Origin of the sequence: Blautia sp. Sow4_E7, from assembly GCF_052116245.1 — a bacterium.
Taxonomy (GTDB): Bacteria; Bacillota; Clostridia; order Lachnospirales; family Lachnospiraceae; genus Blautia_A.
The window spans coordinates 1-510 of the sequence record NZ_JBQKLL010000140.1; the positions used below are offsets into that span (position 1 = coordinate 1).

General features: G+C 44.7%; 2 tRNA genes and 1 rRNA gene. All 3 read left to right on the forward strand.

From position 1 onward, the window contains the following. Positions 1–11: 11 nt before the first annotated feature. Positions 12–84 (forward strand) — tRNA-Ala (locus tag ACTQ50_RS19740). 23 nt (positions 85–107) lie between these two features. Continuing rightward, positions 108–181: transfer RNA gene (locus tag ACTQ50_RS19745), tRNA-Ile, on the forward strand. A gap of 219 nt (positions 182–400) precedes the next feature. Beyond that, positions 401–510 (forward strand): 23S ribosomal RNA (locus ACTQ50_RS19750); the annotation flags it as partial.

Genomic DNA, 510 nt, shown 5'->3' on the forward strand with positions numbered 1-510 from the left:
CGCCAGATTATGGGGATGTAGCTCAGTTGGGAGAGCACCTGCCTTGCAAGCAGGGGGTCGAGAGTTCGAATCTCTTCATCTCCACTGAAATCGAAAGATTTCAAAATGGGCTTATAGCTCAGCTGGTTAGAGCGCACGCCTGATAAGCGTGAGGTCGGTGGTTCGAGTCCACTTAAGCCCATAGGCTTAACTAATTATTAGCCGTGAGGTTAAGTGATTAAGCCTATGATTGTACCTTGAAAACTGCATACATGTAAATTTGATTAAAGTTAATCAAATATCCTTGATACAAACGTTAAAACGTAAGATAGGAAGACATCGATTTAGTCTGTGAGAACAGACTAAGATCAACAATGAGAATCAAAAGACCGCATCACCTACGCTAGGGTGATGAGCGAAAGGTCAAGCAATAAGGGCACAGGGCGGATGCCTTGGCACTAAGAGCCGAAGAAAGACGTGATAAGCTGCGATAAGCTTCGGGGAGGAGCAAATATCCTTTGATCCGGAGAT